Source organism: Sporocytophaga myxococcoides (assembly GCF_000775915.1).
GTDB classification, from domain to species: Bacteria; Bacteroidota; Bacteroidia; order Cytophagales; family Cytophagaceae; genus Sporocytophaga; species Sporocytophaga myxococcoides_A.
In genome coordinates this window covers 577,961-596,546 of the sequence record NZ_BBLT01000001.1, presented here as the reverse complement: position 1 = coordinate 596,546, position 18,586 = coordinate 577,961, and the positions used below count along the sequence as shown (strand labels likewise).

The 18,586-nt window shown below is 34.9% G+C and carries 18 protein-coding genes; 12 read left to right on the top strand and 6 right to left on the bottom strand.

Going from position 1 to position 18,586, the window contains the following annotated elements; all coding sequences use genetic code 11:
- The first annotated feature begins 7 nt into the window (after positions 1-7).
- Positions 8-475 (top strand): pantetheine-phosphate adenylyltransferase, encoded by a 468-nt coding sequence (gene coaD, locus MYP_RS02425; protein WP_045457937.1) that lies wholly within the window; start codon positions 8-10, stop codon positions 473-475.
- Here the strand turns inward: coaD and MYP_RS02420 are convergent.
- The gene (locus MYP_RS02420; RefSeq protein ID WP_045457935.1) at positions 465-1,139 is read right to left on the bottom strand and encodes an NUDIX hydrolase; all 675 of its coding nucleotides are present in this window, start codon (positions 1,137-1,139) and stop codon (positions 465-467) included. The genes coaD and MYP_RS02420 overlap by 11 nt on opposite strands.
- Before the next feature lie 111 nt (positions 1,140-1,250).
- Between MYP_RS02420 and pyrE the strand changes: the two genes are divergently transcribed.
- Together pyrE and MYP_RS02410 are read left to right on the top strand one after the other, a co-directional pair.
- Entirely contained in the window at positions 1,251-1,877 is a 627-nt protein-coding gene (gene pyrE, locus MYP_RS02415) for an orotate phosphoribosyltransferase (protein WP_045457932.1), read from the top strand.
- A 100-nt stretch (positions 1,878-1,977) separates the two neighbouring features.
- Complete coding sequence (locus MYP_RS02410) at positions 1,978-2,475, top strand: metallophosphoesterase family protein (protein WP_045457930.1); 498 nt, start codon at positions 1,978-1,980, stop codon at positions 2,473-2,475.
- 57 nt (positions 2,476-2,532) lie between these two features.
- Here MYP_RS02410 and MYP_RS26330 read toward each other — a convergent pair whose 3' ends face one another.
- Together MYP_RS26330 and MYP_RS02405 are read right to left on the bottom strand one after the other, a co-directional pair.
- Entirely contained in the window at positions 2,533-2,676 is a 144-nt protein-coding gene (locus tag MYP_RS26330; RefSeq protein ID WP_169716572.1) for a hypothetical protein, read from the bottom strand.
- Between the two features lie 63 nt (positions 2,677-2,739).
- On the bottom strand, positions 2,740-3,222 hold the full coding sequence (locus MYP_RS02405) for a hypothetical protein (RefSeq protein WP_156140261.1): 483 nt from the start codon (positions 3,220-3,222) through the stop codon (positions 2,740-2,742).
- A 93-nt stretch (positions 3,223-3,315) separates the two neighbouring features.
- Between MYP_RS02405 and hisS the strand changes: the two genes are divergently transcribed.
- Genes hisS through MYP_RS02385 form a run of 4 tightly spaced genes read left to right on the top strand, consistent with a single transcriptional unit; the run spans position 3,316 to position 7,984 of the window.
- A complete protein-coding gene (hisS, locus tag MYP_RS02400) occupies positions 3,316-4,698 on the top strand; it encodes a histidine--tRNA ligase (RefSeq protein ID WP_045457926.1) in 1,383 nt (460 codons plus the stop codon).
- A 9-nt stretch (positions 4,699-4,707) separates the two neighbouring features.
- The gene (locus MYP_RS02395) at positions 4,708-6,597 is read left to right on the top strand and encodes a gliding motility-associated C-terminal domain-containing protein (RefSeq protein ID WP_045457924.1); all 1,890 of its coding nucleotides are present in this window, start codon (positions 4,708-4,710) and stop codon (positions 6,595-6,597) included.
- A 33-nt stretch (positions 6,598-6,630) separates the two neighbouring features.
- Positions 6,631-6,963, top strand: coding sequence for a YbaB/EbfC family nucleoid-associated protein (locus MYP_RS02390; protein WP_045457922.1), 333 nt, complete (start codon positions 6,631-6,633; stop codon positions 6,961-6,963).
- A 1-nt stretch (position 6,964) separates the two neighbouring features.
- Positions 6,965-7,984, top strand: coding sequence for a glycosyltransferase family 2 protein (locus tag MYP_RS02385; protein WP_045457920.1), 1,020 nt, complete (start codon positions 6,965-6,967; stop codon positions 7,982-7,984).
- On the opposite strand, the gene MYP_RS02380 is transcribed toward MYP_RS02385, so the two are convergent.
- Positions 7,981-8,199, bottom strand: a complete 219-nt coding sequence (locus MYP_RS02380; RefSeq protein ID WP_045457918.1) for a PspC domain-containing protein — start codon at positions 8,197-8,199, stop codon at positions 7,981-7,983. The two genes, MYP_RS02385 and MYP_RS02380, sit on opposite strands and share 4 nt — an antisense overlap.
- 141 nt (positions 8,200-8,340) lie before the next feature.
- Here MYP_RS02380 and MYP_RS02375 point away from each other — a divergent pair, with 141 nt between their 5' ends.
- The 3 genes from MYP_RS02375 to MYP_RS02365 all read left to right on the top strand — a co-directional run bounded on the left by MYP_RS02375 (position 8,341) and on the right by MYP_RS02365 (position 12,538).
- Positions 8,341-10,134: an OmpA family protein gene (locus tag MYP_RS02375; protein ID WP_045457916.1), complete on the top strand. Its 1,794-nt coding sequence runs from the start codon at positions 8,341-8,343 to the stop codon at positions 10,132-10,134.
- A 232-nt stretch (positions 10,135-10,366) separates the two neighbouring features.
- Positions 10,367-11,344: a pyruvate dehydrogenase complex E1 component subunit beta gene (locus MYP_RS02370; protein WP_045457914.1), complete on the top strand. Its 978-nt coding sequence runs from the start codon at positions 10,367-10,369 to the stop codon at positions 11,342-11,344.
- Between the two features lie 174 nt (positions 11,345-11,518).
- The gene (locus MYP_RS02365) at positions 11,519-12,538 is read left to right on the top strand and encodes a DUF6340 family protein (RefSeq protein ID WP_045457912.1); all 1,020 of its coding nucleotides are present in this window, start codon (positions 11,519-11,521) and stop codon (positions 12,536-12,538) included.
- A 96-nt stretch (positions 12,539-12,634) separates the two neighbouring features.
- On the opposite strand, the gene ffh is transcribed toward MYP_RS02365, so the two are convergent.
- On the bottom strand, positions 12,635-13,960 hold the full coding sequence (ffh, locus tag MYP_RS02360) for a signal recognition particle protein (protein WP_045457910.1): 1,326 nt from the start codon (positions 13,958-13,960) through the stop codon (positions 12,635-12,637).
- Between the two features lie 258 nt (positions 13,961-14,218).
- On the opposite strand from ffh, the gene MYP_RS02355 reads away from it, so the two are divergent.
- The gene (locus MYP_RS02355; RefSeq protein WP_045457909.1) at positions 14,219-14,527 is read left to right on the top strand and encodes a hypothetical protein; all 309 of its coding nucleotides are present in this window, start codon (positions 14,219-14,221) and stop codon (positions 14,525-14,527) included.
- Here MYP_RS02355 and MYP_RS02350 read toward each other — a convergent pair.
- A complete protein-coding gene (locus tag MYP_RS02350) occupies positions 14,516-16,030 on the bottom strand; it encodes a polysaccharide biosynthesis C-terminal domain-containing protein (protein ID WP_052429903.1) in 1,515 nt (504 codons plus the stop codon). The genes MYP_RS02355 and MYP_RS02350 overlap by 12 nt on opposite strands.
- A 109-nt stretch (positions 16,031-16,139) precedes the next feature.
- Here MYP_RS02350 and MYP_RS02345 point away from each other — a divergent pair, with 109 nt between their 5' ends.
- A complete protein-coding gene (locus MYP_RS02345; RefSeq protein WP_045457905.1) occupies positions 16,140-18,569 on the top strand; it encodes a YfhO family protein in 2,430 nt (809 codons plus the stop codon).
- Positions 18,570-18,586: the final 17 nt, after the last annotated feature.

The following is an 18,586-nucleotide window of genomic DNA, read 5'->3' as shown; positions in this document are numbered from 1 at the left end:
CTAACGAATGGAAAGGATAGCACTTTTTCCCGGATCATTTGATCCATTTACCAAAGGACATTTGGATATTGTGATGCGCAGTATCAGTTTGTTCGATAAAGTTATTATAGGCATTGGAAAAAACAGTAATAAGAGCAGGTACTTTCCTTTGGAGTTTATAGAGACTAAAATTAAAGGTGTATTTAAAGATTTTCCACAAGTGAGCGTTGAATCTTATGAAGGATTTACTGCAGATTTTGCCAAGAGAAGAGATGCAAAATTTATAATCAGAGGATTAAGAAACACCACAGATTTTGAATATGAATGTGGCATAGCTCAGGCAAATAAATTCCTTTGGAATGAAATGGAGACTATATTTTTAATAACCTCGCCTGAATTAGCAGCACTTAGCTCATCAATTATAAGAGATTTGCATAGATATGGAGCAAAGGCAGATCATTTTCTGCCTTATGAATTAGATTATCCTACAAAATAGTTTTTTCCCTATAAAAATTATCAAGAACTTCTTCTATAGATCTGTAGGAGTTTTTAGTAGCTTTTTTCACATCCTTTTTATCCATCCACCTGACTTCTTCAATATACTCCTCAATTTGGGGACGCATCATAGTGTCATTTACATTTTCCATAAGGTACCAGGTCGTTTTCTTCAAAATTCTTCTTCCCTTGCGAACATAAGTATGCCAGGTTTTACAAATTTTTTCTTTAACCTCAACCTTGATATTGCACTCTTCTTCTACCTCTCTTTTAGCGCCTTTCTCCGTGTCCTCTTTCTTTCTTAACTTTCCTTTTGGCAAATCCCATTTTTTTAACCGGAAAATCATGAGGATTTTATCCTCTTTCACGACAATCCCACCTGCTGCTTTAACAATCTTAAACTGATCCTTGACAAATTCAACAGCAAATTTTTTATCAGGAACAGCAAAGGTTATTTCTTTAAGTTTCTTCAATTTTTTCACCTCCAGTAACTTAAGCAAACGGTCAATATGAGAAGGAGAAGCTCCCATAATAATGACATTCCCCACGAGGTTTTTGGAAATAATCTCATTTTTGCCATCGAGCACAGCATCATAAGCACTGCTGTCCAATTGCTCGCCAAGCTGCACTATCCATACAGGCTTGTCATTCAAAAAAAGCTTCATTTAAATTGGTAATTGGGATGGTAAATTTTGATTATATATCATGCAAAGTAACAAATAGAATTGTATCATGCTATTAAATATTATTCTAAATTTGCCTTCAAATAAATTTATATGTCTTCAGAAAAAGTAGCTGAATCCCTTCTTAAAATCGGTGCGATAAAACTTCGTCCTGAAAATCCTTTCAAATGGGCATCAGGCTGGAACTCACCAATTTACTGTGACAACAGATTTTCTCTTTCATTTCCTGATGTTAGAAACATCATTAAAGAAGAACTTGTTTCTCTTGTAAAAGAATATTTTCCTCAGACAGAAGCTATTGCCGGTGTGGCAACTGCAGGTATCCCCCAAGGTACTCTAATCGCTGACAAAATGAACTTGCCATTCCTTTACGTAAGACCCAAGCCAAAAGATCATGGAATGGAAAATCTTATTGAAGGAAAAATTCATCCGGGACAAAAAGTAGTTGTCGTTGAGGACCTTATATCCACCGGCGGAAGTTCATTAAAAGCTGTAGAAGCATTGAGAGATGGAGGTATCGAGGTACTTGGGATGGTTTCCATCTTTACTTACAGTTTTGATATTGCAGAGAAAAACTTTAAAGACAAAGGAGTAATATTAAAATCACTTACAGATTACAATGCATTGCTTAAAGAAGCCATCAAACTTGGATACATTAAAGAAAGTGATCTGGAAACATTAAGTTCCTGGAGAACAGCTCCCGAAAAATGGTCAGTATAAGCTTTTTATTTTTATAATTTTAATAAAGCCTTTCGAAGCTGGATTTAACATAAATCCTCTTTGAAAGGCTTTACAATTTTAGCCTAAAAGTCTTAACACGTTGAAAAGAATAGGTTTAATTTCCGATACTCACGGATTTCTGGATCCAAAAGTCTTTGATCATTTTAAAGATGTAGATGAGATCTGGCATGCAGGAGATTTCGGACCAGCAGAAGTGGCATTAGAATTAGCCAGAATTAAGCCGTTAAAAGGTGTATATGGCAATATTGATGATAAAGATATTCGGTTTGAATTTCCAAAAGATTTGATTTTTGAAGAAGAAGGATTTAAAATCTTCATCACTCACATTGGTGGTTATCCTGGGCACTATGCCAAAGGAATTAAAGATCAATTGAAAAAGGAAAAACCTGATCTTTTTATTTGCGGACATTCTCATATTCTCAGAGTAATATCCGATCCGGAACTTAAATTGATTTCGATAAATCCAGGAGCTGCTGGTAATCAAGGGTTTCATAAAATAAAAACAATTATGAAATTTGACCTCAATAATAAAAAACTGGAAAATGTGAAGGCAATTGAATTAGGCAAAAGAGGATAAAATAAAAAAGGTGAACCTGAATTCACCTTTTTTTATAATAACTTTATGAATGCTTTATTATGCACCAGCTTGTTTTTTCAACTCTTCTAGATCTATTTTCTTGATCACAGGAACAGCAGTAAGTCTTTTAATGCTTGTAGTTCTTGCTTTAGAAACAGTTTTATTCTTTTTTTCTTTTCTTTTTAATCTAGTGACTGCCATTGTTCTTAAAATTAGAATTGAGTCCGCAAAGATATACTTTTTTCTAATAATGGAAAAACTTTTTTAAAAGATATTATTAAAATTTCCACTGGCTATCAGGTAAAATGTGATATGAGCCATTATACATGCTGCCGGCCACAACTCCCATCGGATATTTATTGAATTTTGACCATAAAACCTTTTGATCCACAACACAGCTATAAATATACCCAGGAAAGAACAAAGTAAGCTTAAAATATATACTACAGCTTTTATTGCAGCTTTTGGACTATGAAAACTGATAAACCCTCTCGCCTCCTCTATTCCAAATGGATTAGTCACTCTGTCAGAGTGAATAGGCTTTATTACAATCAATGGATTATGTACTGATACAGATGCTTCTGTTAAAAATGTCTTTTCACTGACTTTATATCGTTCTCCGAACAATTCCCAATTCAGAATTAATGCCACGCTACATTCAAAAATCAGAAATAGCACGGGGATTAATAGCATTTTGTAATTTTCTCTTTTCTTTAAAATGTAATCTAAACTTTTAATAATTTTCATAACACTCATTTTTACTCAAATTGGACCTTTATTTACGGTCAAAAAAGGTCATTTGTTAGCCGCTTTTTGTATTTTTGCCGGCAAATTCTGATTATGAGTACTCAAAAACCCTCAATTCCAAAAGGTACAAGAGATTTTGGCCCTGAAAAAATGGCCAAAAGAAATTATATATTTTCTACTATAAAAGAAGTTTTTACCCGTTTTGGATTTCTTCCTCTGGAAACTCCTTCCATGGAAAATATTTCAGTCCTTACGGGAAAATATGGTGATGAAGGAGATCAGCTTATCTTCAAAATATTGAACTCAAGGCTTTACGAGGCGAAAAATAAAGAGGAACTAAAAGCTGAATTTGATAAGGGCCTGGAAAAAAACATCAACTCTGATATTCTTACGGAAAAAGCTTTAAGATACGACCTTACTGTACCTTTTGCACGGTATGTCGTTATGAACAGAAATGAAATAACTTTTCCATTTAAAAGATATCAGATTCAACCGGTTTGGAGAGCAGACAGGCCACAAAAAGGCAGATATCGTGAGTTTTACCAATGTGATGCGGATATTGTCGGCACAGACTCTTTATTATGCGAGGCTGAAATCGTTTTGATGGTTCATGAGGTATTTAAAAAACTGAAAATTGAAAACTTCGCTTTAAAAATCAATAACAGAAAGATATTGTCCGGAATTACTGAAATAATTGGTAAGCCAGGCTGTGAAACAGATTTTTGTGTTGCCATTGACAAGCTTGACAAAATCGGGATCGAAGGAGTTCTGAAAGAATTAAGAGAAAAGGATTTTGATGAAAAAAGTATAGAATTGCTTTTACCTATTCTTCATCTGCAAGGTGATAGCAAAGAAAAACTGGAAGCAATGAAAGAAATTCTGGCAAGTTCGGCTACTGGTTTAAAAGGGATCGAAGAAATAAATGCTGTACTTGAAAAAGTAGGCTTGCTGGGTTTGACAACCTCCAGTCTTGAATTTGACCTTACTCTTGCCCGTGGCCTGAGCTATTATACAGGAGCGATATTCGAGGTAAAGGCAATCGGAGTTCAAATAGGAAGTATCAGTGGCGGAGGTCGTTACGATAATCTTACTGGTGTATTCGGATTACCGGGAGTTTCCGGAGTCGGTATTTCTTTTGGGGTTGACAGAATTTATGATGTAATGGAAGAATTAAATTTATTTCCGGAAGAGCATTTAGATTCTACAAAAATTCTTCTTTGCTATTTTGACGAAAAGGGACAACAATTCGGTCTTCCATTGCTTACCAAGTTAAGAGCTGCGTGTATCAATAGTGAGATCTATCCCGATGTGGCAAAAATCAAGAAGCAGTTAGACTATGCCAATAAAAAACAGGTGACCTACGTTGGGATCATAGGTGATGAAGAGATTAAAGCCGGAAAAGTCGCAGTTAAAAACATGGTAAGCGGGGAACAGGAGTCTTTGACTATTGATGAGATTATCGCAAAACTAAAATAACAAAGCCTGGTGATTCAATTTGTAAAGTATTTTTTTGGGGTCATTTTACTTTTCCACTGCTTTTATAGTATAGGGCAGGAAAAATTTGATTTATCTGCCGACACTATTTGCGTTGGCGATTTATTAACTATCAGTGACGACAACAAACCAAATACTTACTACAATTTTCACGGATCCAATCTTGATACATGCGGCACAATTCCTAATGCTATTACATATGATAATTATGTAGCTTGCAAATCCTATATCTATAAAAAATCCGGATCATACGTCATAGATCAGATTATCAATAGTTACACTGCCAAGAAGACAGTAGTTGTGATGGATAAACTTCCTCCTGCTTTTGAAGTTTTCAGATGCATCAGTAATCAGGTCAAAATCCGAATTACCGATACTTATTACCATGAATATTTGCTTGATTATGGCACTGGCCCTATAGCAGTTAATTCAGGGCAGGAGCTTATAGTTACTTTGGCAGGACCGACCGCTATAAAATTAACAGGAAGATTCAGACCTACCCTTTGTGGAAATTCAGCAACCCAGAATGTGACTCCATTTTCCGTTTTGCCGGTTCCTCAGTTAAACAAAGTCATAGCAAACAACTTTAGTCAGTCATCAGGCAGCATAAATATTTTGTTTTCGGTTTCAACTTCTTTTAATCAATACAAGGTTGAACGAGACATTAATTATTCCGGGATATTTACTCCCATCGATACCATTGATGGTACCAATACGAGTTTTCTTGATGAAAACCTAAACACAGAAAACAACTCCTACTGTTACAGAATTTCAGCTTTTGATGACTGTAATAACATGAGCTCTTCTTCAACTATTTGCTCCTCTCCTTTTTCAGTTTCGGCTATCAACAATGCAAACAATATCAATTGGACTCAATATCATCAACCCGGCTTTCAAAGCTATGAGATTCTTAAAAATAGTGTAACACTTTCAACATTTACCTCCAGTAATACAACAACCATCAGTGATACAGATATCAAATGTGGAAAGGAAGACTGCTATAAACTTATCACTCATCTGATTTCAGGAGGAGTATTTGAATCTCCGGCAATCTGTGTAAAAGGAATATCTAACAATATCCCCACAGCTATTAGTAACCTGAATTCAACCATAGAAAACAATCAGGTAAAAATATTATGGAGTTCGTCTGTTTCTTCCATACCAAAGTACACTATTTTAAAAAGTACGAATGGAGGATCACCTGAAATCATAACAGAAGTAAAGCAACAGCCCTATTTTACATCAATCAACTTTTTAGATAGTGATTGTTACCAGATTGAATTTTCGGATTCTTGCGGAAATAAATCACCGCTGAGTAATCAGACATGCCCGGTTGTACTCACTCTAGAAGAGTCCGAGACCGAGAATATGCTGCAATGGACACCCTATTCAGGTTTTGTTTCAGGAATATCAAAATACGTAATAGTAAAGTCAGATCTATCAGGAAATATTTTAAAAGAAATTGATGCTGGCACCAGTCTTTCTTTTACAGACACAGAAATTGATCCTCACACTTCTGTTGGGTTCACATATTATATTAAAGCAATTCCGGCGGGAATTGAAGTCATCCCCTTTTCACAGTCAAATATAAAAACAGTAAAATACGAAATTCAGATATTTACCCCTACAGCATTTACTCCGGACAAAGATGGTATTAATGATGTTTTTATTCCAAAGGGGAAATTCTTTACTGAATTTGAAATGACCGTTTTTAACCGGTGGGGAGAAATAGTATTTCACAGTACCGACATTAATAATGGTTGGGATGGACTTTATAAAGGAGATGTAGCTAAACAAGACAGCTATGCTTACCTAATAAAAGCAAAAGATAACCGAGGAAGAGAAAAGGTATATAAAGGAACAGTTACATTATTAAGATAAAATCTTAGATTTGAGAAAAAAATTGATATAGACATGTTTGATATGATGAACATGCTTGGAAAAATAAAAGAAGTACAAGCAAAAGTAAAAGAAGCTAAAGACAATTTAGTAAACATCACTGTTACTTCCGAAGCTGGAGCAGGAATGGTTAAAGCAACTATCAATGGCAACCGTAAAATAGTAAAGCTGGATATTGATCCGGAAATGCTTAAAAGTAACGACAAAGAAATGATACAGGACCTGGTAGTAGCAGCGGTAAATAAAGGAATGGAAGAAATAGAAGAAAAGATCAAAGAAAGTCTTAAAAAATCAACAGAAGGTTTATTGCCAAACATACCAGGCTTGGATTTAGGAAATATAATTTAACATGAAAGTAGCAGTAGTCATCCTTAACTGGAATGGCTTAACATTTTTAAAGAAGTTTTTACCTGACGTAATAAAATATAGTCCGGAGGCCACTGTTTATGTAGCAGACAACAATTCTTTTGACGAAAGCCTCCAATATGTTGAGAAAAATCATCCGGAAGTAGAAATTATTCAATTACCCAAAAATGAAGGGTTCTGCAAAGGATATAATTCAGCCTTAAGTCAAATTGAGGCTGAATATTATGTATTATTAAATTCAGATGTTCAGGTTACTGCAGGGTGGATTAGCCCTATAATCAGCCTAATGGATTCGGATCCATTAATTGCAGCCTGCCAGCCGAAGATCAAATCATATTTAGAACCTGAATATTTTGAATATGCCGGGGCAGCAGGAGGATTTATAGATTATCTTGGTTATCCCTTTTGCAGAGGACGAATATTTGAAAAACTGGAAAAAGACAAAGGACAATATAATGATTCTAAAGAAATTTTCTGGGCGACTGGCGCATGCATGTTCATTAAGGCAGAACTTTTCCATAAAACAGGAGGCTTTGATGATGATTTTTTTGCACACATGGAAGAAATTGACCTATGCTGGAGACTAAAAAGACTGGGCTATAAAATAATGTATTGCGGAAAGGCTGAAGTATTCCACGTAGGAGGAGGCACCCTTTCTGCGACAAATCCGCAAAAAACATATTTAAATTTCAGAAATAACCTTGCCTTATTAATTAAAAATCATTCAGATAAACATTTTTTCAGAACGATATTCATTCGGATGTTATTAGATGGCGTTGCGGCATTTAAATTGTTATTTTCTGATTCCTACAGACATTTTAATGCAGTCATCAAAGCTCATTTCAGCGTTTATGGCCAGTATAAAAAATTATATATTAAGAGGGTGCGATTGAAAAAGGCAGGTTACCAGTATTTGTCAGAAGACGCCACAGTGTTAAAAAAATCTATTATAATGCAGTTTTTTTTATTCCGGAAAAATAAATTCGGAAAGTTGAAATTCTAGAAATCCCAGATTGTACTTCTTTTCCTTCTAAGATATTTGTGAATATTTACCAAGAAAGCCAGGAAAAGATAAATCACTAAAGGAGAACCAAAAGTTAAGAAAGAGGCGTATACGAAAAACATTCTAACTGCGGAAGAAGCAATCCCCAATTTTTCCCCAAGAGTAGAACACACGCCAAAAGCTTGTTTCTCAAAGAATGCCAGAATTTTAATCATATGTTGATCTTTTTGACCTATTTCAAATATAATAAAAAATATCTGAAAACTTGGAATAGGTATAAAAATTTCCTAATGAAGATGTTGTATTAATTAAATTATAACGATATTTTCGCAACGATGAAATTAAACACTTTTAATATGACCTTGACTAAAAAAGCTCCTGTTGCATTGCTTTTGACTGGTGTTTTGCTTTTAGATGGCTGTGCCCTGAAGCAAATGGTAAAGATGGCAAAAGACCAACAATTGACTGTGACCCCTTCTCCTTTGGAGGTGCATGGTGACAGTGTTAAATTTGACCTTTCGGCCGCTCTTCCTCTTAAGATGCTTAAGAAGAACAAAATCTACACCTTAAATACTGCTTACAAATACGGAGATCAAAAAATTAACCTTGCAGATGTAGAATTTAAATCTACTGATTTCCCGAACGCTAAAACAGAACAACCAAAAGTAAGCAAAGCTTTTTCATTTGGTTACAAACCTGAAATCGGTAATGGTGATCTTGTTGTAGTAGGAACTGCTTCAAACATCACCAAAAGCAAAACCAAAAGCTCGGCTGAATTGCCAGTTGCAAAAGGTTTGATCACAACATCCAGACTTGTAAAAGACATTTATTATTCTGCCTATGCTGAACATGGGTATAACAATAAGGAAGAGCTGATCCCTGTTAATGTAGGTTTTTATTTTGAGCAAGGAAGTGCTAAACTTTCTAAAAATGAGACCAAAGGTTCTGAAGCTAAAAACCTTGATGCTTTTATAGCAAAGAAAAATGCTACAAGAACTGTAACAATCATAGGATATCACTCACCAGAAGGAACTGAGGCCAAAAACTCAAAACTGGCTGAAGAAAGAGCTAAGGTTATTGAGAAATACTACAAAGACAGAATGAAGTATTTCAATCAGAAAAATGCAATTGATTCCATAAACTTTGTAACTAAGAGCGTGTTCCAGGATTGGGAACCTCTAAAAGCGAAATTAGAATCTACAACAGTTCTTTCTCCTGAAGAAAAATCAGAAATATTAAGAATTATCAATGGTTCAGGCTCTTTCCTAGATAAAGAAAAAGAAATTGAAAAACTGAAATCTTTCAAAAAACTGATTACAAAAGTTTATCCTGAATTAAGAACTGCAAAAACTGAGATACTAACTGTAAAACCAAAGAAAAGTGACCTTCAGATTTCTCTTTTAGCTAAAGAAATTTCTGAAAAAGGTTTAAAAGCAGATACTCTTAACTACAACGAATTGGCATATGCAGCTACTCTTACTCCTATTTTAACTGAGAAAGAAGCTATCTATACAGCTTTAATTAAAAAGCAAGATACATGGGATGCTCATAACAACCTTGGAGCTGTATATCTTGAAATGGCTGCAAAAGCTATTGACAATGGAACTAAGATTGCAAATGCTGATAAGGCAATCAACCAACTTGAGCTTTCTTTAAAAATTAAAGACAATGCTGAAGCTCGTACAAACCTTGCAGTGGCTTACCTTATTAAAGGTTTGAAAGATCAGGCAACTGCCGAAATACAAAAAGCTGATGCTCTTCAAGCTTCTACTGAACTTAAAAAAGGTATCAATGCTGTAAAAGGAACGTTGGAAATCAAACAAGCAAAATACAATGATGCTATCCAAAGCCTTTCAAAAGCTAACGAAACCAACGACGTTCTATACAACCTGGCATTGGCTAATCTTTTGAGCAGAAACTATGATGCTGCGAAAAAAGGCTTCGAAGCTGTTACTGCAGGCAACGATAAAAATGCTTGGGGTTATTACCTAAGTGCAGTTACTGCTGCAAGATTAAAAGATGAAGGAACTCTTACCAAAAATCTTAAGAGAGCAGTTCAATTAGACAGCAAACTAACTGAAAAAGCACTTAACGATGTAGAATTCCTTGAGTATCAAAACTCAGAAAACTTTAAGAATGCTATTAAATAAGCATAAAGTGGAAAACTGAAAAGGGCCGCCAGAAATGGTGGCCTTTTTTTTTGCCAACCCCACCACTCTTATTTACAAATAATTATAAACTAATCGCCTTTTCATCATCTCTGAATTCCTATGCCTTAAATGAATTTTAAAGAAGTATACCCTAATGTTTATAACCTTTTTGTTATTTTATTGGGTTTTAAACCCTTAAATTTTTATTTTTGTTGCAAACATTTTAGTAACTATGAGAGAGATTCAATTTAGAGAAGCCTTAAGAGAAGCCATGTCTGAAGAAATGAGAAGAGATGATAAAGTGTTTCTTATGGGTGAAGAAGTGGCTGAATACAATGGTGCATATAAAGTGAGTCAGGGAATGCTTGACGAGTTTGGCCCCAAAAGAGTTATTGACACTCCTATTGCAGAGCTTGGTTTTGCAGGTATCGGTGTAGGAGCTGCCATGAATGGTTTAAGACCAATTGTGGAATTTATGACATTTAACTTTTCTCTTGTCGCTATTGACCAGATTATCAATGGTGCAGCAAAATTAATGTCAATGTCAGGCGGACAATACTCCGCTCCTATGGTTTTCAGAGGGCCAACAGGAAACGCAGGTATGCTTAGCTCTCAGCATAGTCAAAACTTTGAAAACTGGTATGCAAACTGCCCTGGACTAAAAGTAGTGGTTCCTTCTACTCCCGCAGATGCAAAAGGACTTTTAAAAGCTTCTATCAGAGATAACGATCCGGTTATTTTTATGGAATCTGAATTGATGTACGGAGACAAAGGCGCTGTTCCAGAAGGCGAATACTTGACTCCAATTGGTACAGCTGATATTAAAAGAGAGGGAACTGATGTTACTATCGTGTCATTTGGTAAGTTTATGAAAGTTGCTCTTAATGCAGCTCAAGAACTTGCAAAAGATGGAATTTCCGCAGAAGTTATAGACTTAAGAACGGTAAGACCAATTGATTATAAAACAGTTGTCGAATCTGTTAAAAAAACTAACAGATTAGTTATAGTTGAAGAAGCATGGCCACTTGCGAGTATTTCATCTGAAATTGCATATCATGTACAAAGATATGCCTTTGATTATCTTGATGCTCCAATTGGAAGAGTAACTAACAGAGATCTTCCTCTTCCGTATGCTCCAACTCTAATTGAAGTAATACTTCCAAACGTTAAGAGAACTGTAGAAGCTGCCAAGTCTGTATTATACAGATAATAAGTTTTCTACATTGTAATTTTTATAAACAGGCTGCCTCAAGGGCAGTCTGTTTTATTTTATACCTCTGTTTTTAAACTTTTCCAGCTAACCAAATCCATAATTTCTCGTATTACTTTTTATCTAACCTTATGTAGGTTAGCTATTTCCTTGCCTTTTAAACTTTACTTATTAATGAGAACCATTTACCTGCTTTTTGCTCTTGTAGTAATTTCATCATGTAGCAAAAAAGGCATTATTACCATGAATGTACTTGAGCCCTCTGTAGTTAGGGTGCACCCATCCATAAAAAGGTTTGGAGTAATAAACAGAACACTGCCTGCTCAAAAGACGAAACCTTTGGATGATTTAGAAAAGTTATTGACTCTTGAAGGAATAAATATGGATAAAGAAGGTGCAGAAGCAAGCATCACTGCTCTCCAAAATGAGCTTGCGGGGGATAGATTCAATTTGGTATTCATTGAGAAAAATGATCTTAAAACCTTGGGAGCTGGAGTGTTTCCTAATTCGCTTCCACTTCAAACAGTGTCTCAACTTTGCCAAACATATCAAGTGGATGCAATTTTATCTCTTGAATTTTTTGATACCGACACAAAACTAGCTGTAAATGTAGCAAATACAACTATTTCTACCCCATTGGGAAATGTACCGGGTATAGTCCATAACGCCACATTGAATACTCTAGTAAAAACTGGATGGCGTATATACGATCCAATGGGCTCACTGGTCATAATGGATGAATGTCATCTCGACCGAAGCTTCGTTTCACATAGTCAAGGAGTAAATCCAATGGAAGCCGTAAAAGCATTGGTAAATAGAAAAGAAGTGGTAACACGTTTGGGTAGAGAATCTGGTACCATTTATGCCAATAGGCTACTTCCATACTGGACACGTGTTTCAAGAGACTATTATATAAGAGGTAATAATGCTTTGAAAATTGCTACTAGAAAAGCCAGAGCTGGTAATTGGGACGGTGCAGCAGAGATATGGAAAAATGAAAGTTCAAATTCAGATCCAAAGATTGCAGGAAGAGCTGCTTATAATTATGCTATAATCCATGAAATAAATGGTGATCTTGATTCAGCAATGAAATGGGCCCAAAAAGCTTATGAAGATTACAATGTTAAATTGGCTTTAAAGTATACCAGAATACTAAGGAGCAGGATGGCCAGAGCTCAGGCACTTGAACAATAATTTTTACTTTAAGTCTTTATATATAAAAAAAGGGACTCTGATTAACGAGAGCCCCTTTTTTTATATATATCATTTTATAGATTTATTCACCTACAACTACCTTCCAAATGCATTCATATTAGGCATCCCTTTTTTCCCCATTTTATTCATATTCTTCATTAACTTTCTCATATCAGAGAATTGCTTGATAAGATTATTAACCTGCTGAATAGTAGTACCGCTACCATCTGCAATCCTCTTTCTTCTGCTACCGTTGATGATATCCGGGTTCTCTCTTTCCTCCAAGGTCATAGCTCTTATAATAGCTTCAATAGGTTTAAATGCATTATCATCGATATCTATATCCTTCATCATTTTATTCATACCAGGAATCATCCCAACCAGGTCCTTAATACTTCCCATCTTCTTAATCTGCTGAATTTGGGCTAAAAAGTCATCAAAGCTAAACTGATTTTTTCTTATTTTCTGATTTAGCTTTTTTGCTTCTTCTTCATCAAAAACCTGCTGCGCTCTTTCAACAAGCGAAATAACGTCTCCCATTCCCAGGATTCTTTGAGCCATACGATCAGGGTAGAAAAGGTCTAATGCCTCCATTTTCTCACCTGTACTAATGAACTTTATAGGCTTGTCCACGACTGCCCTGATTGACAAAGCAGCACCACCTCTGGTATCACCATCTAATTTGGTTAGAACTACGCCATCAAAATTCAGTCGTTCGTTGAAGGTTTTAGCTGTGTTTACAGCATCCTGACCAGTCATTGAATCAACGACAAAGAGCGTTTCAGAAGGTTTAACTGAGGCTTTTACCTCTTCAATTTCCTTCATCATCTGCTCATCTATCGCAAGACGTCCGGCAGTATCGACTATTACAATTTTTTTATTATTCTTTTTAGCATGTTCAATAGCATTTTTAGCGATCTGAACTGCATTTTTATTTTCAGGTTCTGAATAAACCTCGACCCCTACCTGCTCACCAAGAACTTTAAGCTGGTCAATTGCCGCAGGTCTATAAATATCGCAGGCTGCCAGCAATACATTTTTATTTTGCTTTTTAAGAAAACTTGCAAGTTTTGCAGAAAAAGTAGTTTTACCTGAACCTTGCAAACCTGCAATTAAAATAACAGCAGGATCTCCTTTGGTATTGATATCCTCTTTGGTCCCCCCCATCAGTTCAGTAAGCTCTTCACTGACAATTTTAACAAGAAGCTGACCTGGAGAAACTGCGATAAGCACCTCACGGCCCAAAGCTTTTTCTCTGATACTATCTGTTACAGATTTTGCAACTTTATAATTTACGTCGGCATCGATAAGCGCCTTTCTGATTTCCTTAACCGTAGAAGCTACGTTAATTTCAGTAATTTTTCCCTGCCCTTTAAGAGTCTTTAAGGCTTTATCAATTTTTGAACTTAAACTTTCGAACATATTATTATCAGTAATAAAACACAAAATTAAGAAATACCTTGAATTCTGTCAGAATTTAAGGAGTAATTTTCAATTGATTAATTGCATTTTAGGCTCTTTTTCATTTTTTAGAAAAATCTTTAACTGGCCGATACAACCTTTTTCTAAAAAAAAGCATCTAGTAATAAGGAGTTTTAATTAAAAGAGAACCTGACATCTTTTTTGATTGTTCACTTTTTTTAAAAAAATTATTTTTAATAAAATTATCCCTGAACGGGAATGGAAAAGCAAGATCCAAAATATGAGCTGATAAAAAATAAGCTAGAGGTGTTAGAAACCTCTCCGGATCCGTATGCTTGGGATAAAATTTATGATGCACTTCATAAAAAGCCAGTTTATTTAAAACTAAACCGCTTTAATAATCTTACCATTGCTGTTTCTTTAATTTCAATTTTTATTTTTTCTATACTTTACTCCCCACGTATTTTGAATCCGCCATCCTCTTTAAAGGAAAACTTAAAAAAAGATCAAGATTCTACTTTAAAAACTAAACACAAAGATAAGGTTTTCCCCCCTTTACCTTTTTGAAAGTTTACTTTTGATAAATTGTAATATCATATCAATAATATTATTTAGTTCAGCTGAAAATTTGAGATAATATACAAGAAATATAAAAATCATTATAGTCAGGAAGGATTTTAAACCTATCGAAAACAGAACCCAATAAATATTATTATTACCTATTTCGGGCACGCACTCCAGGAGTAAGAAAATTCCACCGCCAATTAGGATAATATGAAGGGTTTCCTTTGTAAAAGGATGTAATCCTATCTTTTTGTAAATAATATATGATTTAATAAAATTCATAATTCCAAAGCTGATAAAGGTTGCAAAAGCCGCACCATACATATCATATTTAGGAATGAGAATAAAATTGGCAGCGATTGTTAAAACTCCGGAAATTATAACTATTATGAAATTTATTTTATAAAATGGGGAATTCAGGATGATTTCTGCGTTGCTTCCCGTAACCATATCTGATAGTCTTGATATAGCAATAATCAAAACTATATATTTCCCGGCAATATAAATTTCTGAATTTGGGATCATAAAAAATAGTTCATTAATATTCCCCCAGATCAGTAACAATAAAAGAACTCCTAAAATAAGCTGATTTAAACTTGTCTTTTTATATAACTCATCAATCTTGACAAAGTCATTATTTCTCCAGGCCTCTCCAATTAAAGGGCTTACAATCTGACTTAAAGATCTTCTTGGGATTTCAATTATTGTTCCCATAAAAAATGCAATGGTATACACTCCTGTTAATTTTAGCCCTGTGTAAGCACTTAAAATGATTATGTCAATTTTTGTTGCAATTAAGCCAAATGCACCAGCCAGAAAAATAAACAGTCCATAGTAAATTATCTCCTTTATCAATCCAACTTTAGCCCTCAGATAGCCTGCATTCAGATACCACCTTCCCAGAAATTTAATATAGAAACACAGAAGAATAAAATTAATGGCATAGGTAGAGATGAGCAGAAAAACTAATCCATCCAGGTCTATTAATTTGAAATAATAAACAATAACAATGCCTGCGAGCAATAATCTCAGAAGGACTTCCCTGAAAAAGGCCGGAATTGCTATTCGCATGTGTATTCGAGAATAAGCCTCAAAAACTCCAACATAGACCAGGAAGAATGCAAGAGGAAAAATGGAATAGAAGTAATGAGAAACTAAAGCAGATTTCTGTTGATAGAATTCAATAAAATAAGTTTCTCCGATTAAAAGAATTCCGCCTATGAAAAGATAGCCAAGCAATGGGAAAAGGAGCAAAAAAACCAGGAAACCATGGTGGAATTTCTCTTCATCCCTGAAATGACTGAAAAAGCGATCAGCAATATTTCCGGCACCTACTTGAGAAAGAGCTGCGACAACCATTCCAATATCCAATAAGACCCTTATCAATCCTATTTCTTCGGGCTTCAAAAATTTGGGAAATATCCATAAAAGATTTATCGCTCCTATTAAAACCCCAAGATAAGTAACAACTGTACCTTTGACTCCCTGCCGAACAACTATCCCCATACTTCTATTTGAATGAAATCTTTGTTAAATATACTAGTAATAGGAGAATTCCCATATATTTGCCGCACTAGATTGAGTTTTTAAATTTAAATATTCATTAAATTCGAATATGCAAACTAATTATTTTAAAGAAAACGTTTTACCACATCTGCTTGCCTTTGCAGCTTTTTTAGTTATTATTTTTATTTATTTCTCCCCCGTCTTTAGCAATAAAAGTCTGGCTCAGAATGACATGATTCAAACTATCGGTGCTCTAAAAGAATCTGTTGATTTTGAAAAGAAAACAGGAGAAGAAATATTATGGTCAAACAGTACATTTAGTGGTATGCCAGTGTGGAGAGGTTATGGTACAAATATATTCATCAAAGCAAATCATTTTATAAATAACATCATTCCTACCCCTGTTTTACTTTGCATTCTCGGGTTTCTTGGATTTTACATTCTATTACATATATATGGACTTAATTACTGGCTGTGCTTTGCCGGTGGTCTTGCATATACATTTTCATCCTATAACTTAATAAGCATTGAAGCAGGTCATATAAACAAGGTATTTGACATGATGTTGATGGCTCCGGTTCTGGCAGGGGTTATTCTTACCTACAGGAGAAATATGGTGTCAGGTGCTGCTCTTACTATTCTGTTCCTTGCCCTTCAAATTTTTTACAGCCACGTACAGATCAATTATTACCTTCTGATAATGATCATATTTATAGTCATTGCTGAGTTTATAAGATCACTAAAGGAAAAACAACTTAAAAGATTCTTTATTGCATCATTTATATTGGCAGTTTGCGCCATCATCAGCATAGGACCCAACTTTTCAAGATTGTGGACTATGTCTGAATATTCCAAAGCTACTCCAAGAGGAGGATCTGATTTGCAAGCCAAAAAATCACAAGGGGATGGTCTCGATAAAGATTATGCTCTGAGCTGGAGTAACGGAGTAATGGAAACTATGACTTTATTCATCCCATCATTTTATGGTGGAAGTTCTCATGAACCGTTAAGCACTAGCTCTGCAACCTATAAAACCCTCATTTCAAATGGTGTAGATAAGCGCCAGGCTAAGGAATATATCTCAGGGATGCCTTTATATTGGGGCGATCAGCCTTTTACTTCGGGACCAATTTATTTTGGTGCAATAGTTTGCTTCCTCTTTGTATTAGGCCTTGTACTTATAAAAGGGCCAATTAAATGGTGGATTATTCCAATAACAGTTTTATCTATTACTCTTTCATGGGGTAAGAATTTTGAACTCCTAACTAATTTATTTTTTGATTATGTTCCACTTTATAATAAATTCCGAAGTGTAACAATGATTCTTACTATGGCGGAAATAACATTTCCTCTGCTGGGATTTATTGTATTAAAAAAGATATTTGATGGAGAGCTAAGTAAAGATGAAATACAAAAAGGACTTAAAATTTCTTTGGGTATTACAGGAGGGATAGCATTATTTTTTGCAATTCTTGGAGGTGCATTTTTTGATTTTTCAAGCGCTACAGATGCGCAAGTACCTCAATGGCTTTCTGAATCTTTAAAAGAAGACAGAGCGTCAAATTTAAGAATGGATGCTTTCAGGTCCTTATTCTTCGTGGTTGCAGCAGCGGCTGTTATTTGGCTTTACATCAATGATAAACTAAAATCCACCGTATGTTACCTTGCAATATCTGCTCTTGTACTCATCGATTTATGGAGTATAGATAAAAGGTACTTAGACAATAGCGATTTTAGGAAAAAAGAAAATTATGAAGAGTCAATCTTTGTTCCAACTCAAGCGGATGAAATTATTCAAAAAGATCCTGACACATATTTCAGAGTCTTTAATGTAACTGCTAATCCATTTTCAGATGCCATAACATCATATTTTCACAAATCAATTGGTGGGTACAGCGCAATCAAACTGGCAAGGTATCAGGACCTGATTGATTCCTGCTTAAGCAAAAACAACATGTCTGTGCTGAATATGCTCAATACAAAATATTTTATTTTTCCTGATAAGCAAACTAATCAGCCTATGGTTCAAAATAACCCAGGCGCTCTGGGCAATGCCTGGTTTGTAGATAATATAAGAATAGTACCCGGACCAGATGAAGAATTAATTGGGTTGAAAAATTTTAACCCAGCCGAAACTGCTATTGTGGATAAAAGGTTTGAAGAATATGTAAAAGGGATTAACCCTAAAAAAGACACCACCGCAACTATAGAGTTGATTGATTATCATCCAAATCATTTGAAATTTGAAGCAGAAACCAATAGTGATCAACTTGCTGTGTTCTCTGATGTATATTACCAACCCGGATGGAATGCCTATATAGACGGAAAACCTGTAGAACATATCAGAGTCAATTATATATTGAGAGCGTTGAAGATTCCCACAGGGAAACATGAAATTTTATTCAAATTCGAACCTAGATCTTATATAGTTGGAGAAAAAATTTCAAGAATTGGTTCCATACTATTCTTAGTTTCGATTATCTCCCTGTTAGGATTCCAGATCATTCAGGTAAGAAAGAATAATAAAGAGAGATCATAAAAAATTCAAGTTCTCTT

Excerpts from the sequence above, each read along its gene's own strand:
- MYP_RS02370 (WP_045457914.1), top strand. The coding sequence starts at position 10,367 with ATGAGAGAGATTCAATTTAGAGAAGCCTTAAGAGAAGCCATGTCTGAA.
- MYP_RS02350 (WP_052429903.1), bottom strand. The coding sequence starts at position 16,030 with ATGGGGATAGTTGTTCGGCAGGGAGTCAAAGGTACAGTTGTTACTTAT.
- MYP_RS02390 (WP_045457922.1), top strand. The coding sequence starts at position 6,631 with ATGTTTGATATGATGAACATGCTTGGAAAAATAAAAGAAGTACAAGCA.
- MYP_RS02375 (WP_045457916.1), top strand. The coding sequence starts at position 8,341 with ATGACCTTGACTAAAAAAGCTCCTGTTGCATTGCTTTTGACTGGTGTT.
- coaD (WP_045457937.1), top strand. The coding sequence starts at position 8 with ATGGAAAGGATAGCACTTTTTCCCGGATCATTTGATCCATTTACCAAA.
- ffh (WP_045457910.1), bottom strand. The coding sequence starts at position 13,960 with ATGTTCGAAAGTTTAAGTTCAAAAATTGATAAAGCCTTAAAGACTCTT.
- MYP_RS02405 (WP_156140261.1), bottom strand. The coding sequence starts at position 3,222 with ATGAAAATTATTAAAAGTTTAGATTACATTTTAAAGAAAAGAGAAAAT.
- pyrE (WP_045457932.1), top strand. The coding sequence starts at position 1,251 with ATGTCTTCAGAAAAAGTAGCTGAATCCCTTCTTAAAATCGGTGCGATA.
- MYP_RS26330 (WP_169716572.1), bottom strand. The coding sequence starts at position 2,676 with ATGGCAGTCACTAGATTAAAAAGAAAAGAAAAAAAGAATAAAACTGTT.
- MYP_RS02420 (WP_045457935.1), bottom strand. The coding sequence starts at position 1,139 with ATGAAGCTTTTTTTGAATGACAAGCCTGTATGGATAGTGCAGCTTGGC.
- MYP_RS02345 (WP_045457905.1), top strand. The coding sequence starts at position 16,140 with ATGCAAACTAATTATTTTAAAGAAAACGTTTTACCACATCTGCTTGCC.
- MYP_RS02380 (WP_045457918.1), bottom strand. The coding sequence starts at position 8,199 with ATGATTAAAATTCTGGCATTCTTTGAGAAACAAGCTTTTGGCGTGTGT.
- MYP_RS02385 (WP_045457920.1), top strand. The coding sequence starts at position 6,965 with ATGAAAGTAGCAGTAGTCATCCTTAACTGGAATGGCTTAACATTTTTA.
- MYP_RS02355 (WP_045457909.1), top strand. The coding sequence starts at position 14,219 with ATGGAAAAGCAAGATCCAAAATATGAGCTGATAAAAAATAAGCTAGAG.
- hisS (WP_045457926.1), top strand. The coding sequence starts at position 3,316 with ATGAGTACTCAAAAACCCTCAATTCCAAAAGGTACAAGAGATTTTGGC.
- MYP_RS02365 (WP_045457912.1), top strand. The coding sequence starts at position 11,519 with ATGAGAACCATTTACCTGCTTTTTGCTCTTGTAGTAATTTCATCATGT.